The following is a 5,132-nucleotide window of genomic DNA, read 5'->3' as shown; positions in this document are numbered from 1 at the left end:
AAAAATCTCTAATAACTCTTGTGTTAAGCGGTTAATGTTATTTGGGCCAAAAGGGTCAATCATATTATGGCCAAAGGGGTGAATTCTGTTTGGCCAAAAGGGTCAAAGTAGAGTGGCTTTTCCAACATACGCACTATGTCTATTAACTTGGCCATATTTTCTTTTCCAATTAAAAATAATATTGTAACTTTGTCACATAAATCAACTGCTGCGGCAGTAGCTCAGTTGGTAGAGCATCAGCTTCCCAAGCTGAGGGTCGCGAGTTCGAGCCTCGTTTGCCGCTCAAGCCTAAAAATCTGATAGTTAGCATAGCCTGACTGTCAGATTTTCTTTTATTTGAACCACAAGATCGAGCCAGTAGAAAATAATGGACCAGCTTAAAAATCCGGTTGAAGTGTTAAGATGCAACAAGCATGTAGGGGCGCCAGTACCACGGCGCCCGCGAATCCGGATGGCCATACGGCAGAGCGGTTGCAAAAGGCCATACGGGTCTCAGCCGGACGCCGTGGTACTGGCGTCCCTACCGACATTGGCAGTTTTACAGCCATTTACACCCAAAACGGTTATCAAATTGCGCCCGTTTTGTCGCGGAATCAATCGGGATGCTGATACAGATAGCGTTTTATGGAGCGCTTAGGAGTCTTTTCAAATTCCTGATAGTGGATTTTGAAGTTTGATATTTGTGAATAGGCAGGCAAATCCTTGTTAAGGGCGGCAATATTTTCTTTCATCTCCGTATCTATATGCCCCATCGCAATACCGGCTTTTGTAGCAGCCTCCATATCGGGATAAATAAGAGCTGTGAGCTTACCTTTGTCTTCAATCACTATCGACTCCGCCACATAAGGAATATTGTTTAGTTTCTGTTCGATTTCCTCGGGATATATGTTCTGCCCTGAAGGACCGAGTATCATATTCTTATTGCGGCCGCGTATGTATATGTAACCGTCATCGTCTATAGTACACAAATCACCTGTATTCATCCAGCCGTCTTTCATTACCGCCTTGGTGGCATCGGTGTTTTTGTAGTAGCCTTTCATGACATTCGCTCCCTTTACCCAAAGTTCGCCCGGCACATTCTTCGGATCGGATGACTCTATACGGCACTCCATACGGTCCACGACACGTCCACAAGATTGAGCGCGCTGGCTCTTCCATGAGCAATACGATATCAGGGGTCCACACTCCGTCATGCCGTAACCTACCGTATAGGGAAAATCTATGCGACGTAAAAACTGCTCGACATCCTTATTAAGAGCAGCACCGCCTACAATTATCTCATGAACATTGCCACCAAAAACATCAAGAAGTCCATGTCTAATCTTGGACAGCAACTTGTCATCAACAAACGGCACTTTCATGAGAACCTTCATATACGGCTTATCCAGCAACGGAAACACTTTAGTCTTGACTATCTTCTCGATTATGAGAGGGACTGTCACGATTAATTTGGGACGTACAGCGGCGAAAGCATCCAAAATCACACGCGGTGAGGGCACTCGGGTAAGAAAATGCACATGACATCCTTTTACAAACGGATGAAGCAACTCCACAACAAGCCCATACATGTGAGCAAGAGGAAGCATACACACTATACCGTCGCCCGGTTCAAGAAATGTAAGCCCGTCGACACAAAATTGGATATTGCTCCACAAATTACCATAAGTAAGCATAACCCCTTTGGACATGCCTGTAGACCCAGATGTATAGTTTATCAACGCCACATCACTATCCTTCACCTTATGATAAATCACATCTTCGGAAGTAAACCGCTCGGGATATTTTTTTCCGAACAGTTCATTAAGATGCATACGTGCTTCACGCAGCCGGCTGTTTCGTTCATGAATAAGAGAGAAGTCGCCAAGCCTTATTATGCCGTCAAGCGCGCTCATAGAATCGGGGTCGAGATTTTCCCATATCGAATCGTCAGTAAACAACAAACGAGCTCCGCTATGGACAACCAGATGATGGACAGTATCGGACTTAAACTCATGAAGTATAGGGACTGCAACAGCCCCATAAGTAACCGTAGCTATGAATGCGACGGCCCATTGCGAGGAATTCTTGCCGCATATGGCAATCTTGTCGCCGGGTTTTATGCGTACATGAGCATACAACAGATGTAGTTTGGCTACCTTTCGGGCTATGTCGCGGTATTGATATGAAACGCCGTTGAAGTCTGTGAGAGCAAGCCGTTCCCAATTGTCTCTTATTGAACTTTGGATATATTCGATAAAACTTTTATGCATATAATAAACATGTGTTGGTTACTTATGTAGATATAAACAATTGAAAGCCATTTATTGTGCACCCGACACATGACAATCGGTATTACTGAACAGTGCGCCCTGCCGTATACCCAGTTTTCGGAGACGATTGTTCAACAGATTGACAAACTCATAATTTTTAAGTCCCCAACGCGGATACAACAGCAATCCAGCAGGTGACTGACTTGTAAAACGCTCTATGGCTATGTCCGGATTCATACGCTCAACCACACGGCAGCACAGATCGATATACTCATCCACCGTATAACGCCTTATATCATATACTCCGTTGTCTACATCAGCAGCCATACGTGTGCCTTTCAAAAGCTGAAGCTGATGTAGCTTCACAGTCTGCAGGGGCAGTTGCGAAACCCGGTCAACAGTAAGCAGCATGTCATCTTCCGTCTCTCCCGGCAACCCCATTATAAGATGAAGCCCGACCGGGATTCCGGCCTTGGATGTACGCATGACCGCATCTTCGGTACACTTCCAGTCATGACACCTGTTTATAAGCCGCAAAGTACAGTCGTGGCTGCTTTCAGCTCCGTACTCTATAAGTATGAACTTTGACCTGTTTAGTGCGGAAAGACGCTCAAGCAACTCGTCGGGCATACAATCGGGCCGGGTGCCGATTACCAAGCCTCGTACACCGTCTACTGACAGAGCTTCGCCATAAGCATCCATAAGCCGGGCCATATCGCCATGAGTACTTGTATAGGCCTGAAAATAGGCCAGATACTCCATGCTTGGATATTTACGGGCAAAAAACTCTTTTCCTTTCTCGATCTGTCCGATCACAGAAAGTGCAGGATGACAATAATCGGGATTGAATGACTGATTGTTGCAATACGTGCATCCCCCTGTGCCTACAGTTCCGTCACGATTGGGGCAAGTAAAACCGGCATTAACCGATATTTTCTGTATCTTACCCTTAAAGTATCCTGCGATAAAGTCGCTGAAATCCCGATAAAGTTCTGCCATACTCTACAATCGGGTAGTACGGTTTAACAACCACGCATCAAGAATAGTCATCGCAGCCATGGCTTCCACGATAGGTACTGCACGAGGCAACACACACGGATCGTGACGACCGCGTGCCTTCAGTACGGCAGGCTCACCTGTGTCCGATATCGTATCGACCTCTTTAAGCAGAGTCGCCACCGGCTTGAATGCCACACGGAAATATATGTCCTCGCCGTTGGATATGCCGCCCTGTATTCCTCCTGAATGATTGGTGGCGGTATGCACATTTCCGTCAGCATCGACCATAAAATTGTCAATCATCTCGCTGCCGCGGCGTCCTACTCCATCAAAGCCCATGCCGTATTCAAAACCTTTCACGGCATTTATACCGAGCATGGCGCTTCCGAGCATGGCATGCAGTTTTCCGAACACCGGCTGACCGAGGCCTGCAGGCACCCCGGTAATCACTCCAGTTATGACACCGCCTATCGTGTCGCCATCTTTCTTTACTCGCTCTATCAGCGAGCGCATCTCCGCGGCCTTTCCGGCATCGGGACAACGCACGTCGTTACTGTCAATCAACGACATGTCATATTTATGATAGTCACGGTCAAGCTCGATATCGCCGACCTGCGATGTATAGGCATAAACATTTATCCCCAATTTACGGAGCACCTGCATGGCAAATGCACCGCCGGCCACACGGGCTATCGTCTCACGGGCCGATGAACGTCCCCCGCCCCGATGATCGCGCATACCATATTTGGCAGTGTATGTATAATCGGCATGCGACGGACGAAAAGTATGGCGCATATTATCATAATCGCCTGAATGATGATCATCATTCATCACGGCAAAACCGATGGAGGTGCCCGTAGTGACCCCGTCCATAAGTCCGCTAAGAACTTTTATACGGTCTTTCTCATTGCGTGCGGTGACAATCGACGATTGGCCCGGACGACGACGGTCAAGCTGGCGCTGGACCTCATCGATATCAATAGCTATGCCCGATGGCATTCCGTCGATAACTCCGCCAATAGCGGCTCCATGTGACTCTCCGAAAGTAGTCAGGCGGTATATACGTCCAAATGTATTCATTTTTCTTCAGTTATAGGTACGGCAATGTCTGCGACTATGCCGCGTGTATATTTAATAAGGTCTGCCGGAGCTATTTTAAATTGAAGTCCTCTGACTCCCGCACTCACAAATACCCGGTCAAAATCATTGATTGAAGAATGGAAATAAGTCGGAAACGACTTTTTCATACCTATAGGCGAACATCCTCCACGTATATAGCCGGTAAGCGGCAATAGTTCTTTCATAGGTATCATCTCAGCTTTTTTAGCTCCGGCTATCTTTGCTGCCGACTTCAATTCGACTTCCATATTACCGGGAATAACACATACAATATAGCCGCATTTGTCGCCATGCAATACAAGCGTCTTGAACACCTGATTGATATCCTCTCCAAGTTCGTCAGCCACATGCCCTGCAGCAAGATCATTCTCATCCACCGTATAAGGAATAAGATCATAACTTATCTTTGCTTTGTCAAGCAAGCGTGCGGCATTTGTCTTTGTAATTCCTGCCATATAAAAATCGTTACTTTTCTGCAAAAGTAACGATTTATCGCCAAGTCACCGCCATATAACATCGATTCATTTACAAATTAGCTGAATTTTACTGATCAATATAAAAAAAACGGTTGTTATAATTTGGGGCAACGAGGCGTTGTAGTGAATGTACTTAAATCGGATCAGCGGATTTTCCCGGTTGGTGGTAAGATGTCAAGAGTATAGTGCTATCTTTGCACAATGAAACCAGACCAACTGCTCAGAGCAATCCTACCCGAAGTCCTTATAGACAACTTCGACATTGAACGATTTGAAAAAAGCGATACGC

The 5,132-nt window shown here is 46.2% G+C and carries 4 protein-coding genes and 1 tRNA gene; 1 reads left to right on the top strand and 4 read right to left on the bottom strand.

Annotated elements, in window-relative coordinates; genetic code table 11:
- The first annotated feature begins 210 nt into the window (after positions 1-210).
- Positions 211-283: transfer RNA gene (locus FW767_RS12615), tRNA-Gly, on the top strand.
- A 310-nt stretch (positions 284-593) separates the two neighbouring features.
- Here the strand turns inward: FW767_RS12615 and FW767_RS12610 are convergent.
- Genes FW767_RS12610 through ybaK form a run of 4 tightly spaced genes read right to left on the bottom strand, consistent with a single transcriptional unit; the run spans position 594 to position 4,822 of the window.
- Entirely contained in the window at positions 594-2,249 is a 1,656-nt protein-coding gene (locus FW767_RS12610) for an AMP-binding protein (protein ID WP_121700387.1), read from the bottom strand.
- Between the two features lie 51 nt (positions 2,250-2,300).
- Positions 2,301-3,248 carry a TIGR01212 family radical SAM protein gene (locus FW767_RS12605; RefSeq protein WP_121700386.1) on the bottom strand — a complete coding sequence of 316 codons (948 nt, stop codon included), beginning with the start codon at positions 3,246-3,248 and terminating at the stop codon, positions 2,301-2,303.
- 3 nt (positions 3,249-3,251) lie between these two features.
- The gene (gene aroC, locus FW767_RS12600) at positions 3,252-4,328 is read right to left on the bottom strand and encodes a chorismate synthase (protein ID WP_121700385.1); all 1,077 of its coding nucleotides are present in this window, start codon (positions 4,326-4,328) and stop codon (positions 3,252-3,254) included.
- Positions 4,325-4,822, bottom strand: a complete 498-nt coding sequence (gene ybaK, locus FW767_RS12595; protein ID WP_121700384.1) for a Cys-tRNA(Pro) deacylase — start codon at positions 4,820-4,822, stop codon at positions 4,325-4,327. Before ybaK ends, aroC begins: the two co-directional genes overlap by 4 nt.
- Positions 4,823-5,132 lie beyond the last annotated feature (310 nt).

The organism is Heminiphilus faecis (assembly GCF_008728965.1).
Taxonomy (GTDB): domain Bacteria; phylum Bacteroidota; class Bacteroidia; order Bacteroidales; family Muribaculaceae; genus Muribaculum; species Muribaculum faecis.
Note: the sequence above shows the minus strand (reverse complement) of the source record. Positions and strands in the feature narration are given on the sequence as shown.